The organism is Streptomyces sp. NPDC048277, from assembly GCF_040652235.1.
Taxonomy (GTDB): domain Bacteria; phylum Actinomycetota; class Actinomycetes; order Streptomycetales; family Streptomycetaceae; genus Streptomyces.
This window is the reverse complement of record NZ_JBEZLQ010000010.1, coordinates 324488-349290: the sequence shown is the minus strand read 5'-3', so window position 1 is coordinate 349290 and position 24803 is coordinate 324488. Positions and strand designations below refer to the sequence as shown.

The following is a 24803-nucleotide window of genomic DNA, read 5'->3' as shown; positions in this document are numbered from 1 at the left end:
AAGTGTTCCTACAGGCCCGACTCGGCCGTGCGCACCAGGATCCGGCGGCAGTTCTCGCAGCGCACCACCGTGTCCGGCGCGGCCTTGCGGACCTCGGCCAGCTCGGTGATGGCGAGTTCCTGGCGGCAGCCCTGGCAGGTGCGGGCGTACAGCTTCGCCGCGCCGATGCCGCCCTGCTGCTCGCGCAGCTTGTCGTAGAGCTTGAGGAGGTCGGCGGGGACGGCGCCGGCGATGACCCCGCGCTCCTTGGTCACCGTCGCCACCTCGGCGTCGATCCCCTCGGACGTGGTGTTCCGGCGGCCGGTCGCCTCGTCGATCCGGCCCTGGACCGCGCCGACCCGCTCGGTCAGCTCGGCGACCCGCTCCTGCGCGGACTCACGGCGCTCCATGACCTCCAGGACGACGTCCTCCAGATCGCCCTGGCGCTTGGCGAGGGAGACGATCTCCTTCTGGAGGTTCTCCAGGTCCTTCGGGGAAGTGACCGCGCCGGAGTCCAGGCGCTGCTGGTCGCGGGCGGCGCGCTGGCGCACCTGGTCCACGTCCTGCTCGGCCTTGGTCTGCTCGCGGGCGGTGTCGCTCTCCTCGGTCTGGGCGGCCACGAGCAGGTCGCGCAGCTGCGTGAGGTCCTTGGTCAGCGACTCGATCTCGGCGTGCTCGGGCAGCGACTTCCGCTTGTGCGCCAGCTGCTGGAGGCGTACGTCCAGGGCCTGGACGTCGAGGAGTCGGATCTGGTCGGCGGGCGCTGCGTTCAGTTGGGGGCTCCAAGGGACGGTGAGTGGCTGGTCCAGGGGTCGGTGACCGTCTTGGAGACGTGCACGCGCAGGTCCCAGCCGTGGCGGTCGGAGATCTCGTCGAGCTGGGCCGCGGCCAGCTCGCACCAGGGCCATTCGGTGGCCCAGTGCGCCGCGTCGAGCAGCGCGAGGGGGCTTTGGGCGACCGCTTCCGACGCCGGGTGGTGGCGCAGGTCGGCGGTGAGGAAGGCGTCCACCCCGGCGGCGCGTACGACGTCGAAGAGGCTGTCGCCGGAGCCGCCGCTGACGGCGACGGTGCGGACGAGGGCCTCGGGGTCGCCGGCCACGCGGATGCCCTGTGCGGTGGCGGGGAGGCGGGCGGCGGCCCGGGCGGCGAGTTCGCGGACGGTCACCGGGTGGTCCAGTTCGCAGACACGGCCCAGGCCCCGGCGGCCCTCCGGGTCGGCGGGGTCCGGGACCAGGGGGCGTACGACGCGCAGGTCCAGGGCTCCCGCGAGCGCGTCGGAGACGCCCGGGTCGGCGGTGTCGGCGTTGGTGTGGGCAACGTGCAGCGCGATGTCGTTCTTGATGAGGGTGTGGACCACCCTGCCCTTGAAGTGGGTCGCCGCGACCGTCGTCGTACCGCGCAGGTACAGGGGGTGGTGGGTGACCAGCAGGTCGGCGCCCAGCTTCACGGCCTCGTCGACGATGTCCTGGACCGGATCGACGGCGAAGAGGACCCTCGCGACCTCCTGGTCGGGGTCGCCCACGACCGTGCCGACCGCGTCCCAGGACTCGGCCCGCTCGGCGGGCCACAGGCTCTCCAGCGCGGCGATGACTTCTGACAGACGGGGCACGGGGAAAAGGCTACCTGCCTGTTCCGCGGGGGCGTACCTGCTCACCCACGGGAGGCGACGCGCAGCACACCCGTCCCCGTTTCCTCAGGTGAATCGCCCGGCGTGCACCCGTATGTGTGAAGCCATGAGCGGCCGGTGCCCCGCCTGTGCGTGCGAAAACTAGCGTCGTGGCCGGAGGTGACCGAACGATGACGGCCTGTGCGATCGAACCCTCGGCTGCGGACGAGGACGACAGAACGCCGGGGGCGGGCTGCGCCATCACGGTGGACGGGGCGTACGCGGCCCGGCTGGCCCAGCAGGATGGTTCCTGCTTCCCGGAGCGGTGGACGCTGGACGGCCCCGAGCCCTACGCCGTACCGCTGCCGGGCAACCAGCCCGAGGAACCGGACACGGAGGTGCAGCCGATGGGCGACGGGCGGGTGCTGATCCGCCGGCTGGTGGACGGGCGCCACCACTTCGCCCTGCTGTATCCGACCGGGCCGGGCACGGGCGAGCTGCCGCTGGGCGCGGTGGAGTGCCCGGACCCGGGGGCGGGTGCGGATTCGAGTGGTTCGCTACGGCTGCTGCCGCCCGCGCCCGGGGGTGTGCGGGCGTATGCGCTCGCCGTGGGCCCGCGTTCCTCCACCGTGTGGCTGGTGGCGGGCGGGGCCTTCGGGCCCGAGCGGCTCGCGGTGGTTCCGGGGCGCTGCTCGGGCGGGGTGTGGCTGGACCGGGGCGGGCGGATGCTGGCCCTGGACCGGGAGCTGGGCGGACGGACCAAGGCGGTCGTGGTCGATCTGGGGCGGGGCGGCGAGGTGTCGCCGTTGCTGCAGATCGCGGCGGACAGCGACGACCGGCTGCTGCTCGCCGACCCGGACAGCGGGCTGATCCTGGTCGGCTCGGACGCGCCCTCCCCCGGGCAGGAACGGTTGGGCTGGGGTGTCCTCGGCGGCACGCTCCCGGTGCGCTTCCCGGAGAGCCTGCGGGTGGCGGAGTGCACGGTGACGCCGTTCGCGATCCAGCCGGGGCAGGTGCTGACGCCGGAGAGCTGCGGGGTCGCGCTGCGGATCGAGGGGCCGCTGGGCGGCTGGGTCGGCGCCTGGCGGCCCAGGGCGCGCAGGATGTGCCATCTCACGGCGCCGGAGGGGTGGTTGACCGGCGCCGGGCTGTGGACGACGGACGGGGTGCTGCTGCTGCCGTACGCCACGGGGGAGGTCCCGTGCGGTGTGGCGGCGGTGGCGGTGCCCTGGGCGGAGACGGGGGAGCGCGGGGGGCCGCCGGGGGATGCGGGTACGGGGGACGGGGGCGCGGGTCAGGGGGATCCGGTTCGGGACGGTGTGGCTGCCGGGGCGTCGAGCGCGCCCGGGGAGCCGGCCGAACCGGATCCGCCGGGGCCTGTCGCGGCCCGGCCGGTGCCCCTGCAGCAGGCTCCGCTTGCGCGCGTCTTGTAACGAACGTGCTGCGGTCGGCGTGCCCGCCTGGATTCGCCCCATGGTGGGCCGGTTAGACTCGCCGCGCTGTAAGAAAGATCATGTTGACGGGGTGAATTCTTCCGATGAGCGACGCCAGCACGTCCCAGCAGCTGTCCGCCGAGCTTGAGGAGACGGACGGTCACGGCAAGCACCGTGGTCACGTCTCGGGTCAGGACAGCGAAACGGCCCCCAGCGGCCGGCACCGCAAGCCGGAGCCGGCCGAGACGGCGGCCTGACGGTACGTACGTAGGAGAGCGGCTCCGCCCTTCCGGGGGCGGGGCCGCTGTCGTGTGCCGTCCTACTGCCGCTTCAGGCCCAGCACCTCCGCCGCCGCGAAGGTCTCCCCCGGCGGCCGGTCCGCGTAGTGCGGGGTGAGGAGGGCGTCGAGTTCGTCGTAGCCGAAGGTGTCCTGCTTGCTGTCGAACCTGGCCTGGACGCGCGGCCGTTCGACGATCGCGACCATGCCGCCGTGCACGACGAGCAGCTGGCCGTTGACGCGTTCGGCGGCCGGTGAGGCCAGGTAGCCGACGAGCGGGGCGACATGCTCGGGGGCGAGGGGGTCGAGTCCCTCGGCGGGCTGCTCGAACCCGGCGAAGACGTCCTCGGTCATCCGGGTGCGGGCGCGCGGGCAGATCACGTTGGCGGTCACGCCGTACTTGGCGAGGGCGAGGGCGGTGGAGGTGGTGAGGCCGACGATCCCGCCCTTCGCGGCCGCGTAGTTCGGCTGGCCGGCCGATCCTGCGAGGAAGGCCTCCGAGGAGGTGTTCACGATCCGGCCGTACACCCGCCCGCCGGTCGCCTTCGACCGCTCCCGCCAGTGCGCCGCCGCGAAGTGCGTGGTGTTGAAGTGGCCCTTGAGGTGGACCCGGATCACCGAGTCCCACTCCTCCTCGGTCATGGAGAAGACCATGCGGTCACGGAGGATGCCGGCGTTGTTGACGAGGATGTCCAGCTTTCCGTAGGTGCTTGTCGCAAGCGTGAGAAGGTCTCGCGCCTGCGAGAAGTCCGCCACGTCCCCGGTGTGGGCGACGGCCCGGCCGCCACCCGCGCGGATCTCCTCGGCGACCTGCTCGGCCGGTCCGGCGGAGGCCTCCCCGGAGCCGTCGCGGCCCGGCTGCCCGAAGTCGTTGACGACGACGGCCGCGCCCAGCCGGGCGAGTTCGAGCGCCTCGGCCCGGCCGAGCCCGCGGCCGGCCCCGGTGACGATCGCGGTGAGTCCGTCCAGCGGCCCCGGCATACGACTGCTCCCCATCAGATCTCTATGCAGGTACGCAGGGCCGTGCCCGTGCGCATCTGGTCCAGCGCCTCGTTGATCTCCGTCAGCGGCACCCGGTGGGTGATCAGGCCCTCCAGGTCGATGCGGCCCGCCCGCCACAGGGCGATCGTCCGCTCGTAGGAACGGACCACGTCACCGCCGCCGTACATCGACGGCAGGATCCGCTTCTCGTCGAAGAACAGCTCGAACATGTTGAGCTGGAGGAAGTCGTCCATGGCGCCCGCGCCGACGACCACGAGGGTGCCGCCGCGCCGGGTGTTCTCGTACGCCGTGCGGGCGGTGGCGGACTTGCCGACGACCTCGAAGACGTAGTCGAAGCCCTCGCCCGCGGTGACCTCCTGCTTGGCGCCGGGCAGTTCGTCCGGCGAGACGGCCTTCGTCGCGCCGAACCTGAGGGCCGACTCGCGCCGGGAGGCGACCGGGTCGACGGCGACGATCTCGGCCGCGCCCTTGAGCCGCGCGCCCTGGATCGCCGAGATCCCGACGCCCCCGCACCCGATGACCGCGACCGACGAACCGGCCTCCACATCCGCCGTGTTGAGGGCCGCGCCGAGCCCGGTGGTCACCCCGCACCCGATCAGCGCGGCGATGTCGAAGGGCACGTCGTCGGGGATCGGCACCGCGCACCCGGCGTCCACCACGACCTCCTCCGCGAAGGTGCCGGTGCCCGCGAAGCCGAAGACATCACCGGTGGGGCGCTTGAAGTTGGGGGTGCCGGCGTTCATGAACCCGGCCAGGCACAGCTCCGTCTGCCCGCGCCTGCAGGCAGGACACGCGCCGCAGGCCGGCAGCCAGCAGACCACCACCCGGTCGCCGGGCTTCACCCGGGTGACGCCCTCCCCCACCTCCAGGACCTCGCCCGCGCCCTCGTGCCCCGGCACGAACGGCCCGGGCTGCGGCAGCACCCCGCTCATCGCCGACAGGTCCGAGTGGCACAGCCCCGTGGCACGCACCCGGATTCTCACCCTGCCGGGCCCGAACCCCACCGCCTCGACGTCGTCGAGGACCTCCAGCTTCTCCTGGCCGATCTCGTGCAGTACGGCTGCGCGCATGGTGCGGCTCCCCTCAACTGCTCACTGGATCAAGAGTGTTCGACGATCGTGTCGGCGAGGACGGGCGCGTCGTCCCTCCCCCACGCTCGGCTTCGCTCGCGCGGGGGGACCCCCATGCCGGCGCTGACGGCGACCCGGACCTCCCCGTCGCTGCGCCACATGCGGATGCGCAGGGTCTCCCCCGGGTACACCACCCCGGCGAACCGGGTCGTGTACGACCGCACCCTGCTCACGTCCCCGCCGAGCAGGGTGTCCACGACCGCCTTGAGCGTCATGCCGTAGGTGCACAGCCCGTGCAGGATGGGCCGGTCGAAGCCGGCGAGCTTGGCGAACTCCGGGTCGGCGTGCAGCGGGTTGTAGTCGCCGGAGAGCCGGTAGAGGAGGGCCTGGTCCTCGCGGATCGGGCGCTCCACGGTCCGGTCGGGCTCGCCGGAGGGAGGTTCCAGGCGGGTGGCGGGACCGCGGTCGCCGCCCCATCCCCCTTCCCCCCGTACGAAGATCTGCGCGTCGTTGGTCCACAGCGGGCCGTCGGCGTCCGCGACCTCGGTGCGCATCACCAGGACCGCCGCCTTGCCCTTGTCGTACACGGCGGCGATCCGGCCGGTCGCGGTCGCGGTGCCCTCGACGGGGATGGGGCGGTGCAGGGTGAGGGACTGGCCGCCGTGCAGCACCTTGGCGAGGTCGACGTCGACACCCGGCATGGACAGTCCGCTGATCACTCCGGGCGAGCCGGCGCCCGCGACGGTGGCGAAGCTGGGCAGCACCTGCAGCCTGGACTCCAGGGTGTAGCGCAGCTCGTCGGGGTCGGTGGCGGGGCGGCCCGCGCCGATGCCCAGGTGATAGAGCTGGACGTCCCGGCGCTCCCAACGGATCTCCCCGGACCGGGGTTCGGCGGCGAGGGCCTTGGCTGCGTCGATGGGCATACGGCTCCTGAGGTGTCTCAAGACCTCGGCACGACCGTCCGCACCGTCGGCCGCACCGAGGTCGTCCACGGGGCGTGTTCAGGGGGTGTCCGGCGGATCACGTCGGCGTCGCGAGCCCTGGCACGCACGCGGTCGGCGAGGAAGCACCGTCTCCTGTAGCCGACCTGATCCGCCGGACACCCCCTAGAACGCGTTCCAGTCCAGCGCCCCTTGTATAGCCCAGTGCTCCGCACTTGTGAAGGCTCCTGACGTCGTGTCAGATGTGGCGGTGCCCGGACCGTCTGCGGCCATGACATTTGTCCTGCCCGAGGCGGTACAACCGCCTCTGCCGCGCCGCCGTTCCCTTCCGTAGGGTCGTACTCGCCGGAGAGTACAGATCGGGGGAACCGGGACATGGTGTGGTGGCGGAAAGTGATGTGCCAGGTGAGCAGCCTGCAGACGGTGCGTGCCCTGTGGCGGGAGGACATGGCGCGCTTCAAGGAGCAGCAGAAGGCCGCCCGCAAGAAGGGTGCGGAGCCGGAGCACCCGGGCCCGCCGCCCACCGGCTTCGCCCTGCTCCCCTGGCTGCTGATGGGGATGGGCTCCTTCTCCAACCTGGTCCAGGGCAAGACCCCGAACCCGTGGATCGGCGGCCTCGGCCTGCTCGCCTTCAACTCGCTGTACGTCTACGTGGCCTTCCGCTCCTTCCACAAGGAGGCCCGGGAGACCACCTCCACCCGGGTCGCCCTGCTGCTGATGGGCCTGCTGACCACGGGCCTGGCCCTCGGCTACGGCGGCAACTGGCTGATGTTCTTCCCGCTGCTCGGCCTCGCCACGGGCGCGGTGCTGCGCGGGCCCTGGCTGGGCCGGGCGGGCATTTCCCTGGCCGCCTTCGCGTGCGCGGTCTCCTGGTACCGGGACGGCTCCGACGCCATCACGATCGCCTACGGCACCTTCCTGTCGACGATGATCACCGCCGCGATCCTCTCCCTCTCCGAGGCCGTACGGGAGCTGCGCGCCGCCCGCGAGGAGCTGGCCCGGCGCGCGGTGGAGAAGGAGCGAATGCGGTTCTCCCGGGATCTGCACGACCTGCTCGGGCACACGCTCTCGGTGATCGTCGTCAAGTCGGAGGCGGCCCGGCGGCTCGCGCCCCGCGACATGGACGCGGCGCTGTCGCAGATCTCCGACATCGAGTCGGTCGGCCGGCAGGCGCTCACCGAGATCCGGGAGGCGGTGACGGGCTACCGCGAGGGCAGCCTCGCCACCGAGCTCACCCGGGCCCGCTCGGCGCTCTCCGCGGCGAGCATCGAGCCGGTGGTCAGCCAGTCCGGGACCCCGCTCGCGCCGGGGACCGAGACGCTGCTCGGCTGGGTGGTGCGCGAGGCCGTCACCAACGTGGTCCGGCACAGCGACGCCCGCCGCTGCGAGATCACCGTGGACAGCGGCAGCGAGCAGGTCCGGCTGACGGTCACCGACGACGGCACGGGCGCGGCGGCCGCCGAACCCCGCTGCGAGGGCATCGGCGGCACCGGCCTGAAGGGGCTGACCGAGCGCCTCGCGGCGGCGGGCGGCTCCCTCAGGGCCGGCCCGTCGCCGCGCGGCGGCTTCACGGTCACCGCGGAACTCCCCACCGAGGCGGTGGAGTTGCTGACCTCAGCGGCCCCTAAGGTGCCCACGGCGAGCTGACGGCCCAGCTCACGTCGTCGGTCCACGACGTGGCGGTGTCCCAGGCGTTGGAGCCGCCGTCGCTCGCTATGTAGAGGTTGTAGTTGTAGTGGCGCAGGTATTTCGTCGGATAGTTGTACGAGGCGAACGAGGTACCCGTGCCGCTCTTCCCTGTCGTCGGACAGAAGGTGGCGTCCTGTCTGAACGTGGTGGTGCCGTCCATGGGCTGCCGGTAGATCTTGAAGTTGTAGTGGCGCAGGTAGTCACCCGGGTAGTTCCGCGACTCGAAGGAGACGCAGGAGCTGTCGGCGAGGCCGGGGCGGACGATCCAGGTGGCGTCGTTCTTGTCGAGGGTGGAGCTGCTGGAGGTGATGGCGGACAGGACGCCGGCGTTGTTCTGGTGGCGGACGTAGTCCGTGGTGCAGCAGGACGTCGTGGCCTGGAGGGAGATCTCCGAGGCGGAGCCGAGGCTGCCGGTGGAGCCGGTCGCGCCGCCGTAGCCGACGGAGACGATGTCGGACTGGACGGCGTCGTCGGCGGCGTCGGTCGGGATGCCGGACGTCATCACGCCCTCGAAGAACGAGCCGATGGAGCCGTTGCTGTTGTCGCCGCCGGTGCCGAGGACGATCGCGCCCTCCTGGTGCATGGGCGAGTAACCACTGCTGGTGGTGGGCTCACTGCCGGAATACGTGGTGGTGAGACCGCCCGATTGCGCGTTTCCCCATTTCAGTGCGAAATGGTCCTGGCCGTTGTTCTTCAGCAAAGCGGTGACGAACGGCAGGGCACCCGTACCCGTGTTGGACGAGTTCGTGCTGTAGCCGAGGTTGGACTCGAACAGCCCGTTCTCCAGGTCCGCCTGCACCCAGGGGCCCGAGCCGTAGCAGGGCGAGAACCAGCATTCGGTGCCGAAGTTGATGGCGTCCATGTGGCCGTTGCCGGTGTCCTTGTTGTTGGTCTCGGCGTTGCCGTAGTCGAAGCAGCAGCTGCCGTTCACATGGGTGCCGGAGGTGACCATGTACATCCCCTCGGCGGCGCCGTTGGTGGCGACTCCCGAGGTGGCGTCGTTGCGGTAGCCCATGCCGGCCGAGATCTCCAGGCCGTAGACCTGGTGCCCGCCGACGGTCACCGGCAGCGCGTCCGCCGGGGATCCGACGTCGGCCGACCCGGCCCCGCCCGCGCCCTCGACGGTGAGGTCGTTGTGCTTGGCGGACTGGTCGTAGATCTTGGTGATGATGCAGGTGGTACCGGCACAGAAGGAGTTCTGCGCGGCCGCGTTGGCGTATCCGCCGGTGGACAGCAGGCCGATGTTGGCCGTGGCGCTGTCCGAGGCGCGCTGCACCTGGTAGAGCGAGCCGCTGTACGACGAGTACAGCGCCCGGACCATGCTGTGCGCGGCGACGCACGGTGTGCCGGCGGCGGCGTAGACGTCACAGGGCAGCGAACTCGCCGCGGACGCCTGGGGGGCGCCGGTCCCGATGACGAGCGCGGCGATGGTCGCGAACGCCGCGAGCACGGACAGCACGGCTCTCTTCAGCCGTGGCGGACAGGAGCGTGCGGCTCGTAGGGGCACTGAGAACACGATGCACCTCTTCTTCGGTTCCTCGTAGGGCGGTGCGGGTTCTTGGTCGGTATACCGAACGCCGTTCGATCGAAATACCGAACCTATTCAGCTGTCGAAATGCCGACCATTCGCCGACCATTCGGGGAATTGCAGAGGTGATTGTTTGAGCACGGTCAACCGCCGTCAAGACCTGCGGACCGGAACAATGACTACTCTTTAATTGCCGCCCCTGAAGCTACGCTTGGCCTGTGTACGAGCCTGCGAACGAGATGCCCAGGTCCCACCGGCCCGCCAAGTCCATCAGGGTGCTGCTCGCCGAGGACCAGGGGATGATGCGCGGGGCGCTCGCCTTACTGCTCGGCATGGAGCCGGACATCGAGGTCGTCGCCCAGGTCGGGACGGGCGACGCGATCGTGGACGCGGCGCTCGCCCACCGGCCCGACGTGGCCCTCCTCGACATCGAACTGCCGGGCAGGAGCGGGCTCGACGCGGCGGCGGACCTGCGGGAGCAGGCGCCCGACTGCCGGGTGCTGATCCTCACCACCTTCGGCCGGCCCGGCTATCTGCGCCGGGCCATGGACGCCGGGGCGGCCGGCTTCCTCGTCAAGGACGGACCGGTGGAGGAGCTGGCCCAGGCGATCCGGCGGGTGCTCACCGGGGAGACCGTGGTGGACCCGGCGCTCGCCGCGGCCGCGCTCAGCGCCGGGCCGAACCCGCTCACCGCCCGCGAGTGCGACGTGCTGAAGGCGTCGGTGGACGGCGCGACCGTCGCCGACATCGCGGCGAAGCTGCATCTGTCGGAGTCGACGGTCCGCAACTACCTCTCCGCCGCGATCGGCAAGACCGGCACCCGCAACCGCGCGGAGGCGGTACGGGAGGCCCGGCAGCAGGGGTGGCTCTGACCTCCCGGGCGGGCCGCGGCCGTGGCTGTGTCGTGGCTACTTCGTCACCTCCGCCGACTGGTAGGACGTGCCCTGTGGAGCGACGCACACGAACCAGTTCACCGTGGTGAAGCCGTCGGCCTCGCGGATCGCGTTTCCGTCGTCGTGGGCCGAGAAGCCGACGGCCGGACGGGCCACGCTGCTGAGGCCGTCCTTCCAGTGGCAGGTGACCTCCTGGGCGGTCCTCGCGACCATGCCGATCACCAGCCGCCCCGAGCTCTCGGCACCGGGTGAGAACCGGGTCGCGATCGCCTCCAGGTCCGTGTCGGCAAAAGGCTCCAGCTTGCTGACGGTGTTGAACATGACCTGCTGGGCGTGGTCGTCGCCGTAACTCCGGGTCACGAAGAACGAGATCTTGCCGATCAGGTCGGCCGGCTTGCGGACCTCCGCCGGTTTCAGCCCCAGCTCGGCCATGGCGTCGAACTGCCGGTCCGCCTCCGCCTCGTCGCGCGGCGCCCCCCACAGCTGGACGGTGGCATGCCACTCCTTGCCCCGGTAGGTTCCCCGCGCAAGCTCGGTCCGCTGCGGCTCGTACACATGCCGCGCCTCAGGAGACGACGGCTTGGCCGCCACCTCTGTCCGGTGGTGCTCCCCCGGCAGCCCCGCGAACGCCAGTGTCGCCCCCGCCGATCCGCCCAGCACCACCACCGCCGTGGCCGCCGCCACCGCCCAGCGCCGGGTCCGGCGTCGCCGGCCGCCGCGCATCACCGCCTGGACGGGGGCTATACCGATCTCGACCCCGTCCGCGGCGTCCGCGAGGAGGAGCGCGATGTCCGACTCCGTCTGTGTCATGTCCTGGTTCTCCCGGTCCGCGCTCATCAGTTGTGCCCTCCCTGCGTCACCATGTCGGCCAGTCCCGGTATGGCACGGAGTTTCGCGATCCCCTTGGCCGCGTTGCTCTTGACCGTGCCGACCGAGCAGCCCATCGCCTCGGCCGCCTGGGTCTCCGTCAGGTCCTCCCAGTAACGCAGCACCACCGCCTCCCGCTGCCGCGGCGGCAGTTGGGCGAGCGCCTCGAGCAGGGCGCTGCGGTCGTCGGCCTGGGCGATCCGGTCCCCCGTGTCGGGCACCTCGCGCACCAGGCCCGAGTCGTCCCTGGGCGCGAGGAACTCCTTGAGTTTCCTTCTGTGCCGGCGCGCATGCGCGTTGATCATCACGCGCCGTACATACGCCTCCGGGTCGTCGGCCGAGCCGACCTTCCGCCAGGCCACGAAGACCTGTTCGAGCGTCGACTGGACCAGGTCCTCGGCGGCGTGCTGCTCCCCCGTGAGGAGAAATGCCGTACGCATCAGCCGCGGCCAGCGGCCGATCATGAAGCTCTGGAACTCCTCGCTCCGAGCGTCCTTCCGCTCCCCCATGGGCACCTCCTAGATGTAAAGAGGAGTCCACGAGCCCCCCGGACCGTTGCCTGCCGCGCCGGAACTTTCCGGCCCACCCCTCGGAGACTCTCCGGCCTACCCCGCGGAGACTCTCCGGCGCGGCAGCCACAGCAGCATCAGCACCGCCCCGGCCAGCAGCAACCCGGTGCTGGTGCGGAAGGCTGCCGCGTACCCCTCCGTCAGGGCGGCCGCCCCGCCGTCCCCGCCGGTCCGGGCCGCGGCGATCGTCGACATCACCGCGAGCCCCAGCGAACCGCCCATCGTGCGCGAGGTGTTGATGAGCCCCGACAGCAGCCCGGCCTCCGTCGGCGCCGCCCCGGACGTGGCCAGCGAGGCCAGCGGGGTCGCGGCCAGGCCCGCGCCGAGCATCATCAGGATGCCGGGGCACATGATCGCCGTCGGATAGGCGCCGTGCGGGCCCATCGTCGACTGCCAGCCGAACCCGGTCACCGCGACGAGCGTGCCCGCCACCGCCACCGCCCGCGCCCCCGCCCGGCGCATCAGCCGTGGCGCCAGTTTGGAGCCGACGAGCACCGCGACCGAGCTGGGCATCAGGGCGAGGCCGGCCTCCAGCGGGGAGTAGCCGAGGACGTTCTGGGCGTAGAGCGTCATGAAGTACCACATGCAGAACATCGCCGAGCCGGAGATCAGCATGGCCGCGTTGGCGGACGCCACCGGCCGCCGGCCCAGCAGTCCGAGCGGCATCAACGGGGCCGCCGTACGCGCCTCGACCGCCAGGAACAGCCCAAGCAGCGCGAGCCCGACGGCCAGCGCGACCAGGGGGGCGGCCGCCGTCCACCCCTTCGCCTCGGTCTGCGAGATGCCGTACGCCAGGGTCCCGAGGCCCGCCGTCACCAGCAGCGCGCCGGGCAGGTCGAGCCGCCGGCCCTCCCCGGCCCGGCTCTCCACCAGCCACCGCAGCGATCCGGCGAGGACGAGCGCACCCACCGGCACGTTGATCAGCAGCACCCAGCGCCAGGAGAGCACGTCCACCAGCACCCCGCCGACCAGCCCGCCGGCCGCGCCGCCCCCGGCGCCCACCGCCGTCCAGGTGGCGACCGCCCGTGCCCGCGCCGCGCCCTCCGGCACGGCGGCCGTGAGCAGCGTCAGCGTCGAGGGCGCCAGCACCGCGGCCCCCAGTCCCTGCACGGCGCGGGCGAGCAGCAGCTGCCAGCCGTCCTGGGCGAGCCCGCCGCAGAGCGAGGCCAGCGTGAACAGCCCGAGCCCGACCAGGAACATCCGCTTGCGGCCGTACAGGTCACCGGCCCGTCCGCCGAGCAGCATGAACCCGGCGAAGGCGATGGCGTACGCGTTCACCACCCACTGCAGCCCGGACGCGCTCAGCCCCAGATCGGCGCCCATCGACGGCAGCGCCACGTTCACGACGGACACGTCGAGCACGACCAGGAACTGACCGGCGCACGCCAGCGACACCACCAGCCAGGTGGGAAGCGCGGTACGACGGGATATTCGGGAGGTGTCCGCGGCTTCGAGCATGACTGTCATGCTCTCAACTCGGTTGCGGCCGATCCATCGGCTTTTCGACCCACCCGGCCCTCGGCCGTACGGCCTACACCGCCCTGCGCAGCAGCGTCACCACGGCCGCCCCGCCCAGCCCGATGTTGTGCGCGAGCCCCACCCGCGCCCCCGCCACCTGCCGGTCCCCCGCCGTCCCGCGCAGTTGCCACACCAGCTCGGCGGTCTGCGCGAGCCCGGTCGCGCCGAGCGGATGCCCCTTGGAGATGAGTCCTCCGGAGGGGTTCACCACCCAGCGCCCGCCGTATGTCGTGGCACCGGACTCGACCAGCTTGCCCGACTCGCCGAGGGCGCACATGCCGAGCGCCTCGTACGTCAGCAGCTCGTTGACCGAGAAGCAGTCGTGCAGTTCGACGACGTCGACGTCCTCGATGCCGAGGCCGGAACGGTCGTACACCTGGCGGGCCGCCGCGCGGGACATCGGCTGCCCTACGACGTCGATGCACGAGCCCGAGGCGAAGGACTCCTCGGTGTCGGTCGTCATCGCCTGCGCGACGATCTCGACGAGGCCGGTGAGCCCGCGCCGTTCGGCGAACCGCTCCGAGACGACCACGGTCGCCGCCGCGCCGTCCGAGGTGGGCGAGCACTGGAGTTTGGTGAGCGGGCGGTGGACCGTGCGGGCGGCGAGGATGTCGTCGACCTCGTACACGTCCTGGAACTGGGCGTACGGGTTGTTCGCCGAGTGCCGGTGGTTCTTGGCCGCGACGGCGGCGAGCTGCGCCTCCGTCGTGCCGTACCGCTCCATGTGCTCGCGGGCCGCGTCGCCGAAGATCTGCGCGGTGGGCGGGGTCATCTCGAAGCCGTGCCGGGCGGCCATGACGCCGTAGTGCCGGGCGACCGGGGAGGTCGAGAAGTCCCCGCCGTCGGCCCCGCTCCCCAGCGCGCCCTTCTTCATCTTCTCGAAGCCCAGGGCCAGTACGCAGTCGGCCGCGCCGCCCTCGACGAGCTGCCGGGCGAGCATCAGAGCGGTCGCGCCGGTGGCGCAGTTGTTGTTGACGTTGTAGACGGGGACGCCGGTGAGCCCCAGTTCGTACGCGGCGCGCTGACCGGCCGTGGAGGGCTGGAAGCAGTAGCCGATCGGAACCTGTTCCACCTCGCTGTACGAGATCCCGGCATCGGCGAGCGCGGAGCCGCCCGCCTCCCGGACCATGTCCCAGTACTGCCAGTCACGGGTCTCGGGCTTCTCGAACTTGGTCATCCCGACCCCGGCGACATACGCCTTCACGGCTCTCATGGCGCGTGAGACTAGAACACGTTCCACCAAGAGGCCAGACCCTGACGGAAGATCAGAAACCCATGGGACGGTCAAGGATTCGTTAGCAGCTCGAAGCAACGGAATAGTTGCCTGTGCATACGAGGTTTATCCAGCACCTACGCCCGCTACGGCTCCCTTTCCGTCACTCTCTTGGCCCGGAGGCCTCACTCAATGACGCACACGACGACCGACCAGCCCACCCGGGGCGCGAGCGGGGCCCTGGTCCCGGTCCTCGCCTTCGCGGGCATCGTGGTCGCGGTGATGCAGACCCTGCTCGTTCCGGTCATCAAGGACCTGCCGCAGCTGCTGGGCACCGAGCCCAGCAACGCCACCTGGGTCCTGACCTCGACGCTCCTGTCGGGCGCCGTGGCCACTCCGATCATGGGCCGCCTCGGCGACCTGTACGGCAAGCGGAAGATGCTCATCCTCAGCCTCGCCGTCATGGTGGTCGGCGCGCTGGTCAGCGCGCTCACCAGCCAGCTGCTCACGATGATCGTGGGCCGCGCCCTCCAGGGCTTCGCCATGGGCGCGATCCCGCTGGGCATCGGCCTGATGCGCGACATGCTGCCCCGCGAGAAGCTCGGCTCGGCGATGGCCCTGATGAGCTCCTCGATCGGCGTCGGCGGCGGTCTCGCGCTGCCCGCCGCGGCCCTGGTCGCGCAGCACACGAACTGGCACGCCCTGTTCTACGGCGCCGCCGGCCTCGGCGCGCTCTCCATAGCCCTGACCCTCCTGGTCGTACCGGAATCCCCGATGCGCGCGGAGGGCTCCTTCGACGTCGTCGGCGCGCTGGGCCTGTCCACCGGTCTGGTGCTGCTCCTCCTCCCCATCACCAAGGGCAGCGACTGGGGCTGGTCGTCCGGGTCCACGCTCGGTCTGTTCGCCGCGTCGGTCGCCGTCCTCCTGCTCTGGGGCGTGTTCGAACTGCGCCACTCGGCCCCGCTGGTCGACCTGCGCACGACCGCGCGCCCCGCGGTGCTGTTCACCAACCTCGCCTCGATCATGGTCGGCGTCAGCTTCTACGTCGTCTCGCTGGTCCTTCCGCAGCTGCTCCAGCTCCCGAAGGCCACGGGCTACGGCCTCGGCCAGTCGATGGTCAGCGCGGGTCTGCTGGTCGCCCCGCTGGGCCTGACGATGATGTTCACGGCCCCGGTGTACGCCCGTCTCTCCGCCAAGTACGGCCCCAAGACCACCCTGATCCTCGGCATGCTGATCATCGCCGTCGGCTACGGCGCGGGGCTCGGCCTGATGAGCGCGCCCTGGCAGAGCCTGGTCATCGCGGTGGTGCTGGGTGCGGGTATCGGCCTCGCCTACTCCTCCCTGCCGGCGCTCATCGTGGGCGCGGTCCCGGCGTCGGAGACGGGTGCGGCGAACGGTCTCAACACACTGATGCGGTCCATCGGTACGTCCGTGTCCAGCGCCGTCATCGGCATGGTGCTGGCGAACACGGCGAACAACGTGGGCGGTGTCGCCATCCCGACGATGCACGGCTTCCGGGTGTCCTTCCTGATCGCGACGGGTGCGGTGGCCGTGGGCCTGGTGCTCGCGCTGTTCCTGCCGAAGCGGAGCCTGCCGGCGGCGGAGGCCGCCCAGCACACGCAGCTGCGGGCGAGCAGCGAGGAGGACGCCGCGCTGGCCAACGCCGAGCAGGTGCTGCGGGGCTTCCGCGGCCGGGTGCTGTCCGCCGACGGTGCGCCGGTCGCCCGCGCGAAGGTGACGCTGATCGACCGGCGGGGGCGGCAGGCGGGGGCCACGCTGTCCGGTGACGACGGGACGTATGCGCTCGCCGTGCCGGCGGAGGGGGCGTATGTGCTGGCCGCGAAGGCGGTGGGGCATGGGCCGTTGGCTTCTTCGGCTACACATGCCGGTGACGTCCGGGCGGTTGACCTTGATCTTTCGTTGCCGGGTGAGACTGTCAGCGCGTAGCGCGGTGCCGCGACCGGCCGTATGGCGGGTGCGGCGCCGTGGGGGCTGGTCGCGCAGTTCCCCGCGCCCCTGACGGGGCGCTTCCGCACCCCCTGTCGGTTCGCCGGCGGGGGGTGCGGCAGCATGGGGCGTCGAGAGCGTCGTACGACCGAAGGGACCCTGATGGCAGCGCCCGAGCCCGAGATCCTCGCCGCGTTCGAGAAGGCCAAGGGGTTCATGCCCGTGGACGAGGGGCTGGCGTTGTACGCCGCCGCTGTCGAAGCCGGGAAGCTCGGTCTTCCCCTCCTCGAGGTGGGGACGTACTGCGGGCGGTCCACTCTCCTGGTCGCCGATGCCGCCCGCGCGGCCGGGGTGACCGCGCTCACCGTCGACCATCACCGGGGCAGCGAGGAGCAGCAGCCGGGGTGGGACTACCACGACCCGGAGACGGTCGACCCGGAGATCGGCCTGATGGACACACTGCCGGCCTTCCGCCGCACCCTGCACCGCGCCGGGCTCGAAGACCATGTCGTCGCGGTCGTCGGCCGCTCCCCGCAGATCGCGGCCTTCTGGAACTCGCCGCTCGGGTTCGTCTTCATCGACGGCGGGCACACCGACGAGCACGCCACGGCCGACTACGAGGGCTGGGCCCCCCATGTGGCCCAAGGCGGGCTTCTGCTGATCCACGACGTCTTTCCCGACCCGAAGGACGAGTTCACGGGGCAGGCCCCTTACCGCGTCTACCTCCGTGCCCTGGAGTCGGGCGCGTTCACGGAGGTGTCGGCCCACGACTCGCTGCGCGTCCTGCGGCGAACCGAGGCAGGGATCTGAGGGCGCGGTTAGAGTCGCAGACGTGTCGTACACAGGCCCGGAATTCGATCCCCCGCAGCAGCGCCGGTCCCGGCGGGCGCCGCTCACTGTCGGTCTCGCCGCGCTGGTGCCCGGTGCGCTGCTCGGATGGGCGGTGTACGAGGCGGTGGGCGGGCCCGGCGGGAGTGGCTCCGGCCAGGCGAACGCGGCGACGCCCCGGTCGGCGAGCCTGACGCCGACCGACGACGCCAAGGTGCCCACCCCGAGTGCGGTTCCGTCCGGCCTGTCGCTCAAGGGCAAGGTCGTCGTGATCGACCCGGGGCACAACCCCGGCAACTTCCAGCACCCGTCCGAGATCAACCAGAAGGTGAACATCGGGACGAACTGGAAGGAGTGCGACACGACAGGGACGTCCACCAACGCCGGTTACAGCGAGGCCCGGTTCACCCTCGACGTCGCGCACCGGCTGCGGGTGCTGCTGGAGAAGCAGGGCGCGACGGTGAAGCTGACCCATGACGGGGACCAGCCCGCGTGGGGGCCGTGTGTGAACAGGCGCGCGGAGATCGGGAACGCCGCGCACGCCGACGCGGCCATCTCCATCCACGCCGACGGAGCGCCCGAGGGCGACCGCGGCTTCCATGTCATCCTGCCCGCGTCCGTGCACTCCGGCGCCGCCGACACCCGCCCGATCCTCGCCTCCTCGCGCACCCTCGGCGAACGCGTCGAGAGCGACTTCGCGAAGGTCACGGGCAGCGCGCCGTCCAACTACGTGGGCAACGGCACAGGTCTCGACGTACGCAAGGACCTCGGCGGTCTCAATCTGTCAACGGTTCCCAAGGTCTTCATCGAGTGCGGCAACATGCGCGACAGCAAGGACGCGGCACTGCTGACCAGCGGGTCCTGGCGGCAGAAGGCGGCGCAGGGAATCTCTGAGGGAATCGTGAGTTTCCTGCGCGGGTAGGCACCGGCGGACAGGTCCGGGCGGACACCCTGATCGTTCGGACGATAGTGTCCCTCCTAAGATTCCTACGATCCTGCGATCGATTCCTAGGATGAGGGGCACATTCCGCGACGCCTCCTCCGCCGACGAGACGACCTACGAAGGACCTGAAGTGAATATCCGCTCCCTCACTAGAGGCGACGGCGTGGTGATCGGAGCAGCGGTGTTGCTGTTCATCGCGTCGTTCCTCGACACGTTCGACAAGTCCGGCAACGGTGCCCCGAACGCCTGGGACAACCTCGGCCTGGTGATGAGCATGTACGTCGGCGGCATCGCCGGCGCGGTCCTGATCGTCCTGTCCCGCGCGCTGCCGCAGCCGCTCAAGGTCGTCGGGCTCGACCTGGGCCAGATCGGCGTCGGTCTCACGGTGTTCTCCGCGTGGACCGCGCTCTGGTCGACCCTCGACCCGCTGGGCCCCTTCACCGACGAGTTCAAGAGCCTTGACGTCGGCGCGGGTTCGGGTCTGATCCTCGGCCTGATCGCGGCCCTGGTGCTGGCCGCGGCCGCGGTCGCCGGCCCGCTGGTCCCTGCTCTGCAGGCGGCTCTGATCCCGGCTCCCAAGCCGCCCGCCCCGCAGCCCTACGGCGCCCAGCCGCCCGGCGGTTACGGCTACCCCGGTGCCGGCGGCCCGCAGCCCGGCCAGCCGTACGGCGCGCAGCCGCAGCCCGGTCAGCCCTTCGGCCAGCAGCAGCCCCCGGTCGCGGCGCAGCAGCAGCCGGCCCCCGACTTCTCGCCGTTCTGGTTCGCCGTTCCGGTGTCGCGGCCGCTGTTCGCGGAGGACGGCTCAGCCGCGCCGATCGCCGAACTGGCGCCCGGCACCTGGTACTTGGCGGTCGAGCAGCGCGGTGGCGCTCTGGTGGCGCAGACGCAGGACGGCCGCCGTGGCGTGCTGCAGGACACCTCCGGGATCCAGCGCGGCTGAACCGGCCCGTGACGTACGGCCCCTCGCCCTTCCGGGCGGGGGGCCGTTGTCGTACAGTCCAGTGACCTTCGACTGTCTGACGTCTCGTCAGGAGGCAGCCATGCGGCTCGGGTTGGCGCTCGGCTACTGGGGGCGCGGGCCCTCCCCGGACCATGTGCCGCTGGCACGGGAGGCGGAGCGGCTCGGGTACCACTCGGTGTGGACCGCGGAGTCCTGGGGGTCGGACGTCTTCACCCCGCTCACCTGGATCGCCGCCCAGACCTCGACCATCAAGCTGGGTACGGCCGTTGCCCAGATGGCGGCCCGGTCGCCCACGACCACCGCGATGCATGCGCTGACTCTCGACCATCTGTCGGGGGGCCGCGTGCTGCTGGGGCTCGGGCTGTCCGGGCCGCAGGTCGTCGAGGGCTGGTACGGCCGCCCGTTCCCGAAGTCGCCGCTGACCGCGACCCGGGAGTACGTGGACGTCGTACGGCAGGTGCTGCGGCGGGAGGGGCCGGTCGAGTCCGGCGGGCGGTTCCACCCGCATCCGTACCGGGGCCCGGACGCCACGGGGCTCGGCAAGCCGCTGAAGCCGATCACCCATCCCCTGCGCGCCGACCTGCCGATCCTGCTCGGTGCGGAGGGGCCGAAGAACGTCGCCCAGACCGTCCGGATCGCCGACGGGTGGCTGCCGCTGTACTGGGCGCCGAGCCGGCCCGAGGTCTACGGCCCGGCGGTGGCCGACCTGCCGGAGGGGTTCCTCGTCGCCCCCCTGGCCCAGGTCAGGGTCTGTGACGACGTCGCCGCCGGGCTGCTGCCCGTGAAGGCCATGCTCGGCTTCTACATCGGCGGGATGGGGCACGCGGCCCGCAACTTCCACGCCGATCTCATGGCGCGCATGGGGTACGAGGAAGAGGCGCGGCGGATCCAGGAGTTGTTCCTGTCCGGGCGCCGGGAGGAGGCCGTGCTGGCGGTGCCGGACGCGTTCGCCGACGAGATCTCGCTGGTCGGCCCGCGCGAACGCATCGCCGAGCGGCTGGAGTTGTGGCGCAAGGGTCCGGTGACGGACCTGCTGGCCCTGGCACCGGACCCTCACACGCTACGGGTGCTCGCCGAGCTGAACTCCTAGCCTCCGGCGAGCTGACCGGCCGACGGCACCTGGTTGTGAACCGGGGCGCCTGCGCTCTGCCCCGCGTCCTTGACCTTGTTGATGATGTCGTCGAAGGAACCGGCCGCGTTCCCGTCGCCCTTGCGGAGCTTGGCCGGCAGGTCCTTGAGGGCGTCGATGCCGGCGGAGAGCGGCGCGAGGGCCTTGGACAGCAGCGGGTCGCCCTGGGCGTTCCGCTTGGCGGCCTTGAGCCGGTTGTAGGTGAAGGCGCCCGCGGCGGCGGCCTTGATGAGGGTGGCGGTACGGCCGTGGGCGCCCTTCTTGAACTTGCCCGCCTTGTAGGGCTTCACGATCCACTTGTAGGTGGCACCGGCGGCGAGAGCCGCGTTGGCGACGAACCGTGTCTTGGCGAGCTTCTGTCTCTCCGCGGACGTGGTCGGACTGGGCGTGGCGGCCACGGGGACCGCCGCCAGGCCGGTGCCGGCGGACTTGCTCTGCGCGCTGCCGCAGGCGGTGACGCCGGCGACCAGGGCGCAGCAGAGGGTGAGCGCGACGACGAGGCGCCGTATCGGTACGGGCACGGGACCCTCCCGTGTGTCTCGATGTCCTCCCCGAGCGGGTACTTCCTCCGGCAGCGTCACCCAGATGGGCGTACTCCGCCACTCGGGGCGACACCGTTCAGGTTTCAAGGACCGTTCGGCGGCAACCCGGAAGGTATGTCCGCTGAATCTCGCAAGGGTGCGAATCAGGCAGGGACGGTCGTCGCGGCCGTCGCCGACGTCATGGCCCTCATCCTGGGCCTCTGGATCCTGATGTACCTGCTGGACGCGAACCGGGCGAACAGCCTGGTCCGGTTCGTCCATGACGCGGCCGACTGGCTGGCCGGCTGGTCGCACGACCTGTTCACGTTCGACAAGGCGTGGGCGAGGGTGGTGGCCGGCTACGGCCTGGCGGCGGTCGTCTACCTGTTCGTGGGCCACGCGATCGCGAACCGGATGCACCGTCACTGAAGCGCCCCGCTAGGCGCAACAGTCCACCTCGAGCCCGGAAGGCAACTGCTCCCCCCCGAACACCGCGCACGTCGCGTCATGCCCCCCGAGCGCGGCGACCGCCAGCAGCAGCGATCCCGCCGTCCACGTCGTCAACTCCCGCGGCCAGACCGCGTCGTCCTCGAAGACGTACCCCGTCCAGTACAGCCCCGACTCGTCGTCCCGCAGATGCTGGATGGACTGGAGGATCTCCAGCGCCCGGTCGGACTCCCCCACCGCCCACAGCGCCAGGGCCAGTTCGGCCGACTCCCCGCCCGTCACCCAGGGATTGGGTACGACGCACCGCACCCCGAACCCGGGCACCACGAACCGGTCCCAGTCCTTCTCGATCCGCGCGCCCGCCTCCGCGCCGGTCAACGCCCCGCCCAGGACCGGGTAGTACCAGTCCATCGAGTACCGGTCCTTGTCGAGGAACCGCTCCGGGTGCAGGCGTATCGCGTGCCGCAGCGCGCCGACCGCCAACTCCCAGTCCGGCTGCGGCTCTTCGCGCTGGTCGGCGATGGCGAGCGCGCAGCGCAGCGCGTGGTGGATCGACGAACTCCCGGTCAGCAGCGCGTCGTCGGCCGGCGTGCCGTCGTCGTCCCGGCGCCAGCCGATCTCACCGCCCGGCTGCTGCAACCCCAGCACCCACTCGACGGCCGCGTACACGGCGGGCCACATCCGGTCGAGGAACGTGTCGTCGCCGGTGGACAGGTAGTGGTGCCAGACGCCGACGGCTATGTACGCCACGAAGTTGGACTCGCGGGCGCGGTCGGTGACGTCGTCGTGGGCGCCGTCGGCGTAGGCCGCGTACCAGGAGCCGTCCTCGTTCTGGTGCCGGGCGAGCCAGTTGTACGCCCGCTCGGCGGCCTCGTGCTCGCCGGCCGCGTCCAGTGCCATGGCGGCCTCGGTGTGGTCCCAGGGGTCGAGGTGGTGGCCCCGGAACCACGGGATCGCGCCGTCCTCCCGCTGCACGGCGAGGATGCCGCGGACGGTCGCGGCGGCCTGCTCGGCGGTGAGGACCCCGGGCAGGACGAGGTGTTCTGTCCGGGGGGTGGTCACTTGGCGGCCACCTCGGTCTTCTCGGCCTTCTCGGTCTTGTCGGCCTTCTCCGACACCGCGGGCAGGTGCGGCTTGGTCGCGTAGACGACGAAGCTCTTGCCCATGACCGGGTTCAGCGCCTGTTCGGCGACCCGCGTGGCCAGCGGCTTCTTCATGATGTCCCAGACCAGCAGCTTGTGGTACGCGCGCACCGGCAGCGCCTTGTCGTTGTCGACGCCGAACGCGCACTTCAGCCACCAGTACGGCGAGTGCAGCGCGTGCGCGTGGTGGCTGCCGTACGGCCGCAGACCGGCTTCCCTGATCTTCCCGACCAGTTCGTCGGCCTTGTAGATGCGGATGTGGCCGCCCTCGACCTCGTGGTAGGCGTCGGAGAGCGCCCAGCAGACCTTCTCGGGGCCGTAGCGGGGCACGGTGACGGCTATCCGCCCGCCCGGCCTGAGCACGCGCACCATCTCGGCGAGCACGCCCTTGTCGTCGGGGATGTGCTCCATGACCTCGGAGATGATGACGACGTCGAAGGACTCGTCGGGGAAGGGCAGGGCCAGCGCGTCGCCCTCCATGGCGGTGGCGGTGGCACCGGCCGGGGCCTCGCCGGCCTCCTTCATCGCCGCGAACCACTTGGCGACCTCGCGGATTTCCTCGGCGTTCTGGTCGAGGGCCACGACCTGGGCGCCGCGCCGGTAGCACTCGAAGGCGTGCCGGCCGGCCCCGCAGCCGAGGTCCAGGACGCGGTCGCCCGGGGCTAGCGGGAACCGGGAGAAGTCGACGGTCAGCACGTGGCCCTGCTTTCGGGATGGGATGCAACTTCTTCAACGGCGTCTGTGGTTGCCGCGTCCACGGCGGCCGGGGCGGCGGAGCCGCCGGTGCGCGGGCTCCCGGAGCGGGCGATCGCCTCGCGGTAGCGGGCCACCGTGCCCTCCGCGGCACGCGCCCACGTGAAGTGCCGTAGCACCCGCTCACGGCCCGCGTGGCCGAGCCGCAGCCGCAGCTCCGGGTCGCCCAGCAGCCGGCTGAGCCCGGCGGCCAGCGCGCCCGTGTCGCCCGGCGGTACGGCCAGGCACGTCTCCCCGTCGCGCCCGGCGACCTCGGGGATCGCGCCGCCGGTCGTCGCGACCAGCGGGGTGCCGGTCGCCATGGCCTCGGCTGCGGGCAGCGAGAAGCCCTCGTAGAGCGACGGCACGCAGGCGACCTCGGCCGAACGGACCAGGTCGACGAGTTCGGCGTCGGAGATGCCCTTCACGAACTCGACGACGCCGTCGAGGCCGTACCGCTCCATGGCCTGGGCGACGGGCCCCTCGGTGGGGCGCTTGCCGACGACGACGAGGTGGGCGGCGGGGTGCTCGGTCCGTACCTTGGCGAGGGCCTCGACGAGGTACACCAGCCCCTTGAGGGGGACGTCCGCGCTGGAGGTGGTGACGATCCGGCCGGGCACCTGGGGTACGGCGGGATTCGGCGCGAAGAGATCGGTGTCGGCGCCGATGTGCACGACGTGGACACGGTCCTCGCGGACGCCGAGATGGTCGACGATCTCCTTGCGGGAGGTGCCGGAGACGGTGAGCACGGAGGGCAGCCGGCGGGCGACCCGCTTCTGCATCCGGGTGAAGGCGTACCAGCGCCGTACGGAGTACCGCCGCTGCCATCCCTCGGCCGCGTCCAGCTCCAACTGCCGGTCGACGGTGATGGGGTGATGGATCGTCGTGACGAGGGGCGCGCCCACATCGCCCAACAGGCCGTATCCGAGGGTCTGGTTGTCGTGTACGACGTCGAACTCCCCGGCGCGGGCGCGCAGATGGCGGCGGGCGCGGAGGGAGAAGGTCAGCGGTTCGGGGAAGCCGCCGGTCCACATGGTCGCGACTTCGAGGGCGTCGACCCAGTCCCGGTACTCGTCCCGCTTCGGCGTCCGGAAGGGGTCCGGGGAGCGGTACAGATCGAGGCTGGGCAGCTCGGTGAGGGTGAGCCCGGGGTATCCCTCGTCGAGGACGGGATACGGCTGCGAGCCGATGACCTCGACCCGGTGGCCCAGCCGGGCCAGCTCGCGCGACAGGTGCCGTACGTAGACACCCTGGCCGCCGCAGAACGGGTTCCCTTTATAGGTGAGGAGCGCGATGTCGAGCGGTCGCTCGCCGTCGGCGGCGGGTTCCTCATCGGTACCCGTCCGCCTGGCCTCAGCGGTCACTCCGGGCCCCCTTCTCCCTGCACTTTCCCGCGAGATTACGCCGGGACGCTAATCTAGAACAAGTTTCAGACTTGATCGTTCAAGAGGCTCTGAATCTACCGGCAGGTAGCAGCGGAGTGAGCAGTGGATCAGGTGATTCGCGCCACGGCGCGGACCCCTGCCATGCTGTCTGATCACTCGCCCTGAGCCCTGCCCTCACCGACT

Annotated in this window: 24 protein-coding genes; 10 read left to right on the top strand and 14 right to left on the bottom strand. The window is 71.4% G+C overall.

The annotated features are described in order from the left end of the window. Window positions 1-8: 8 nt before the first annotated feature. Window positions 9-752, bottom strand: a complete 744-nt coding sequence (locus AB0D85_RS23545) for a C4-type zinc ribbon domain-containing protein (RefSeq protein WP_362323327.1) — start codon at window positions 750-752, stop codon at window positions 9-11. Next, complete coding sequence (locus AB0D85_RS23540; protein ID WP_362323255.1) at window positions 749-1588, bottom strand: Nif3-like dinuclear metal center hexameric protein; 840 nt, start codon at window positions 1586-1588, stop codon at window positions 749-751. The genes AB0D85_RS23545 and AB0D85_RS23540 overlap by 4 nt, the downstream gene beginning before the upstream one ends. 188 nt (window positions 1589-1776) lie before the next feature. Here AB0D85_RS23540 and AB0D85_RS23535 point away from each other — a divergent pair, with 188 nt between their 5' ends. Beyond that, entirely contained in the window at window positions 1777-3018 is a 1242-nt protein-coding gene (locus AB0D85_RS23535) for a hypothetical protein (protein WP_362323252.1), read from the top strand. A gap of 104 nt (window positions 3019-3122) precedes the next feature. Further along, complete coding sequence (locus tag AB0D85_RS23530) at window positions 3123-3275, top strand: hypothetical protein (protein WP_362323249.1); 153 nt, start codon at window positions 3123-3125, stop codon at window positions 3273-3275. 62 nt (window positions 3276-3337) lie between these two features. Here the strand turns inward: AB0D85_RS23530 and AB0D85_RS23525 are convergent, their stop codons facing one another. Genes AB0D85_RS23525 through AB0D85_RS23515 form a run of 3 tightly spaced genes read right to left on the bottom strand, consistent with a single transcriptional unit; the run spans window position 3338 to window position 6290 of the window. Continuing rightward, window positions 3338-4276, bottom strand: coding sequence for a 3-oxoacyl-ACP reductase (locus tag AB0D85_RS23525; RefSeq protein ID WP_362323246.1), 939 nt, complete (start codon window positions 4274-4276; stop codon window positions 3338-3340). Between the two features lie 14 nt (window positions 4277-4290). Further along, the gene (locus AB0D85_RS23520; RefSeq protein WP_362323243.1) at window positions 4291-5367 is read right to left on the bottom strand and encodes a Zn-dependent alcohol dehydrogenase; all 1077 of its coding nucleotides are present in this window, start codon (window positions 5365-5367) and stop codon (window positions 4291-4293) included. Between the two features lie 29 nt (window positions 5368-5396). Continuing rightward, a complete protein-coding gene (locus tag AB0D85_RS23515) occupies window positions 5397-6290 on the bottom strand; it encodes a MaoC/PaaZ C-terminal domain-containing protein (RefSeq protein WP_362323240.1) in 894 nt (297 codons plus the stop codon). Window positions 6291-6683: 393 nt separating this feature from the next. On the opposite strand from AB0D85_RS23515, the gene AB0D85_RS23510 reads away from it, so the two are divergent. Continuing rightward, window positions 6684-7955 (top strand): sensor histidine kinase, encoded by a 1272-nt coding sequence (locus AB0D85_RS23510; RefSeq protein ID WP_362323237.1) that lies wholly within the window; start codon window positions 6684-6686, stop codon window positions 7953-7955. On the opposite strand, the gene AB0D85_RS23505 is transcribed toward AB0D85_RS23510, so the two are convergent. Beyond that, window positions 7933-9504: an alpha-L-arabinofuranosidase B gene (locus tag AB0D85_RS23505; protein ID WP_362323234.1), complete on the bottom strand. Its 1572-nt coding sequence runs from the start codon at window positions 9502-9504 to the stop codon at window positions 7933-7935. The genes AB0D85_RS23510 and AB0D85_RS23505 overlap by 23 nt on opposite strands. Before the next feature lie 260 nt (window positions 9505-9764). Between AB0D85_RS23505 and AB0D85_RS23500 the strand changes: the two genes are divergently transcribed. Continuing rightward, a complete protein-coding gene (locus tag AB0D85_RS23500) occupies window positions 9765-10397 on the top strand; it encodes a response regulator transcription factor (protein ID WP_362323324.1) in 633 nt (210 codons plus the stop codon). 36 nt (window positions 10398-10433) lie between these two features. Here AB0D85_RS23500 and AB0D85_RS23495 read toward each other — a convergent pair whose 3' ends face one another. The 4 genes from AB0D85_RS23495 to AB0D85_RS23480 form a co-directional block, all read right to left on the bottom strand. Further along, window positions 10434-11255: a hypothetical protein gene (locus AB0D85_RS23495; RefSeq protein ID WP_362323231.1), complete on the bottom strand. Its 822-nt coding sequence runs from the start codon at window positions 11253-11255 to the stop codon at window positions 10434-10436. Next, window positions 11255-11794, bottom strand: a complete 540-nt coding sequence (locus tag AB0D85_RS23490; RefSeq protein WP_362323228.1) for a SigE family RNA polymerase sigma factor — start codon at window positions 11792-11794, stop codon at window positions 11255-11257. Before AB0D85_RS23490 ends, AB0D85_RS23495 begins: the two co-directional genes overlap by 1 nt. A 96-nt stretch (window positions 11795-11890) precedes the next feature. Beyond that, on the bottom strand, window positions 11891-13312 hold the full coding sequence (locus AB0D85_RS23485) for an MFS transporter (protein ID WP_362323225.1): 1422 nt from the start codon (window positions 13310-13312) through the stop codon (window positions 11891-11893). A 73-nt stretch (window positions 13313-13385) separates the two neighbouring features. Further along, a complete protein-coding gene (locus AB0D85_RS23480; protein WP_362323222.1) occupies window positions 13386-14585 on the bottom strand; it encodes a lipid-transfer protein in 1200 nt (399 codons plus the stop codon). Between the two features lie 192 nt (window positions 14586-14777). Between AB0D85_RS23480 and AB0D85_RS23475 the strand changes: the two genes are divergently transcribed. From AB0D85_RS23475 to AB0D85_RS23455, 5 genes are all read left to right on the top strand, one after another. Beyond that, on the top strand, window positions 14778-16532 hold the full coding sequence (locus AB0D85_RS23475) for an MFS transporter (RefSeq protein ID WP_362323219.1): 1755 nt from the start codon (window positions 14778-14780) through the stop codon (window positions 16530-16532). A gap of 159 nt (window positions 16533-16691) precedes the next feature. Next, complete coding sequence (locus AB0D85_RS23470) at window positions 16692-17342, top strand: class I SAM-dependent methyltransferase (RefSeq protein ID WP_362323321.1); 651 nt, start codon at window positions 16692-16694, stop codon at window positions 17340-17342. A gap of 22 nt (window positions 17343-17364) precedes the next feature. After that, window positions 17365-18282, top strand: coding sequence for an N-acetylmuramoyl-L-alanine amidase (locus tag AB0D85_RS23465; protein WP_362323216.1), 918 nt, complete (start codon window positions 17365-17367; stop codon window positions 18280-18282). Between the two features lie 151 nt (window positions 18283-18433). Continuing rightward, complete coding sequence (locus tag AB0D85_RS23460) at window positions 18434-19243, top strand: hypothetical protein (protein WP_362323318.1); 810 nt, start codon at window positions 18434-18436, stop codon at window positions 19241-19243. Window positions 19244-19343: 100 nt separating this feature from the next. After that, entirely contained in the window at window positions 19344-20354 is a 1011-nt protein-coding gene (locus tag AB0D85_RS23455) for an LLM class F420-dependent oxidoreductase (RefSeq protein WP_362323212.1), read from the top strand. Here AB0D85_RS23455 and AB0D85_RS23450 read toward each other — a convergent pair. Next, window positions 20351-20914 (bottom strand): hypothetical protein, encoded by a 564-nt coding sequence (locus AB0D85_RS23450; RefSeq protein ID WP_362323209.1) that lies wholly within the window; start codon window positions 20912-20914, stop codon window positions 20351-20353. The two genes, AB0D85_RS23455 and AB0D85_RS23450, sit on opposite strands and share 4 nt — an antisense overlap. A gap of 135 nt (window positions 20915-21049) precedes the next feature. Between AB0D85_RS23450 and AB0D85_RS23445 the strand changes: the two genes are divergently transcribed. Continuing rightward, window positions 21050-21343 (top strand): hypothetical protein, encoded by a 294-nt coding sequence (locus tag AB0D85_RS23445; protein WP_362323206.1) that lies wholly within the window; start codon window positions 21050-21052, stop codon window positions 21341-21343. 9 nt (window positions 21344-21352) lie between these two features. Here the strand turns inward: AB0D85_RS23445 and AB0D85_RS23440 are convergent, their stop codons facing one another. Genes AB0D85_RS23440 through AB0D85_RS23430 form a run of 3 tightly spaced genes read right to left on the bottom strand, consistent with a single transcriptional unit; the run spans window position 21353 to window position 24599 of the window. Next, on the bottom strand, window positions 21353-22423 hold the full coding sequence (locus tag AB0D85_RS23440; RefSeq protein ID WP_362323203.1) for a prenyltransferase/squalene oxidase repeat-containing protein: 1071 nt from the start codon (window positions 22421-22423) through the stop codon (window positions 21353-21355). Then, window positions 22420-23199: a class I SAM-dependent methyltransferase gene (locus AB0D85_RS23435; protein ID WP_362323200.1), complete on the bottom strand. Its 780-nt coding sequence runs from the start codon at window positions 23197-23199 to the stop codon at window positions 22420-22422. Before AB0D85_RS23435 ends, AB0D85_RS23440 begins: the two co-directional genes overlap by 4 nt. Next, window positions 23193-24599: a glycosyltransferase family 4 protein gene (locus AB0D85_RS23430; protein WP_362323197.1), complete on the bottom strand. Its 1407-nt coding sequence runs from the start codon at window positions 24597-24599 to the stop codon at window positions 23193-23195. Before AB0D85_RS23430 ends, AB0D85_RS23435 begins: the two co-directional genes overlap by 7 nt. Between the last annotated feature and the right edge of the window lie 204 nt (window positions 24600-24803).

Bases quoted from the DNA above. Each gene is read 5' to 3' on its own strand.
- AB0D85_RS23520 (WP_362323243.1), bottom strand. From the start codon at position 5,367: ATGCGCGCAGCCGTACTGCACGAGATCGGCCAGGAGAAGCTGGAGGTC.
- AB0D85_RS23480 (WP_362323222.1), bottom strand. From the start codon at position 14,585: ATGAGAGCCGTGAAGGCGTATGTCGCCGGGGTCGGGATGACCAAGTTC.
- AB0D85_RS23495 (WP_362323231.1), bottom strand. From the start codon at position 11,255: ATGAGCGCGGACCGGGAGAACCAGGACATGACACAGACGGAGTCGGAC.
- AB0D85_RS23525 (WP_362323246.1), bottom strand. From the start codon at position 4,276: ATGCCGGGGCCGCTGGACGGACTCACCGCGATCGTCACCGGGGCCGGC.
- AB0D85_RS23515 (WP_362323240.1), bottom strand. From the start codon at position 6,290: ATGCCCATCGACGCAGCCAAGGCCCTCGCCGCCGAACCCCGGTCCGGG.
- AB0D85_RS23510 (WP_362323237.1), top strand. From the start codon at position 6,684: ATGGTGTGGTGGCGGAAAGTGATGTGCCAGGTGAGCAGCCTGCAGACG.
- AB0D85_RS23455 (WP_362323212.1), top strand. From the start codon at position 19,344: ATGCGGCTCGGGTTGGCGCTCGGCTACTGGGGGCGCGGGCCCTCCCCG.
- AB0D85_RS23475 (WP_362323219.1), top strand. From the start codon at position 14,778: ATGACGCACACGACGACCGACCAGCCCACCCGGGGCGCGAGCGGGGCC.
- AB0D85_RS23500 (WP_362323324.1), top strand. From the start codon at position 9,765: ATGCCCAGGTCCCACCGGCCCGCCAAGTCCATCAGGGTGCTGCTCGCC.
- AB0D85_RS23530 (WP_362323249.1), top strand. From the start codon at position 3,123: ATGAGCGACGCCAGCACGTCCCAGCAGCTGTCCGCCGAGCTTGAGGAG.
- AB0D85_RS23485 (WP_362323225.1), bottom strand. From the start codon at position 13,312: ATGCTCGAAGCCGCGGACACCTCCCGAATATCCCGTCGTACCGCGCTT.
- AB0D85_RS23490 (WP_362323228.1), bottom strand. From the start codon at position 11,794: ATGGGGGAGCGGAAGGACGCTCGGAGCGAGGAGTTCCAGAGCTTCATG.
- AB0D85_RS23535 (WP_362323252.1), top strand. From the start codon at position 1,777: ATGACGGCCTGTGCGATCGAACCCTCGGCTGCGGACGAGGACGACAGA.
- AB0D85_RS23445 (WP_362323206.1), top strand. From the start codon at position 21,050: ATGTCCGCTGAATCTCGCAAGGGTGCGAATCAGGCAGGGACGGTCGTC.